The organism is Undibacterium sp. JH2W (assembly GCF_049340425.1).
Lineage (GTDB): Bacteria > Pseudomonadota > Gammaproteobacteria > Burkholderiales > Burkholderiaceae_D > Undibacterium.
Window position 1 is genome coordinate 1 of sequence record NZ_JBMPOT010000063.1, and the last position, 758, is coordinate 758.

Consider the following 758-nt stretch of genomic DNA (forward strand, 5'->3'; position numbering starts at 1 on the left):
AGCAGTTTGCGGAACATTTCAACGCCAGTACATGTTGTTTTGACTGTGTCTTTGATACCAACGATTTCGATCTCTTCGCCAACTTTGACGATACCGCGTTCGATACGGCCAGTAACTACTGTACCGCGACCGGAGATGGAGAATACGTCTTCTACTGGCAACAGGAAGGCGCCGTCAACAGCGCGTTCTGGTGTTGGGATGTAGGAATCGAGTGCATCAGCCAGTTTCATGATGGCTTCTTCGCCCAATGGACCTTTGTCGCCTTCGAGGGCCAGTTTAGCGGAACCCTGGATGATAGGCAGGTCGTCGCCTGGGAATTCGTATTTGGACAACAATTCACGAACTTCCATTTCGACCAGTTCCAGCAACTCAGCATCATCAACCATGTCGCACTTGTTCAGGAACACGATGATGTATGGTACGCCAACTTGGCGGGCCAACAGGATGTGTTCGCGAGTTTGTGGCATAGGACCGTCTGCTGCGGAGCAAACCAGGATTGCGCCGTCCATTTGAGCCGCGCCTGTGATCATGTTTTTAACATAATCAGCATGGCCTGGGCAGTCAACGTGGGCGTAGTGACGACCAGCTGTTTCGTACTCAACGTGGGCTGTATTGATTGTAATACCGCGCGCTTTTTCTTCTGGTGCTGCATCGATCTGGTCGTAGGCTTTAGCTTCGCCGCCGAATTTTTTCGACAAGACTGTTGCAATCGCTGCTGTCAGTGTGGTTTTGCCGTGATCAACGTGACCAATTGTGCC

General features: G+C 51.3%; 1 protein-coding gene. It reads right to left on the reverse strand.

The features are described 5' to 3' along the window. On the reverse strand, positions 1-758 hold a 758-nt coding region (locus ACO0LC_RS29115), incomplete at both ends, for an elongation factor Tu (protein ID WP_423009747.1).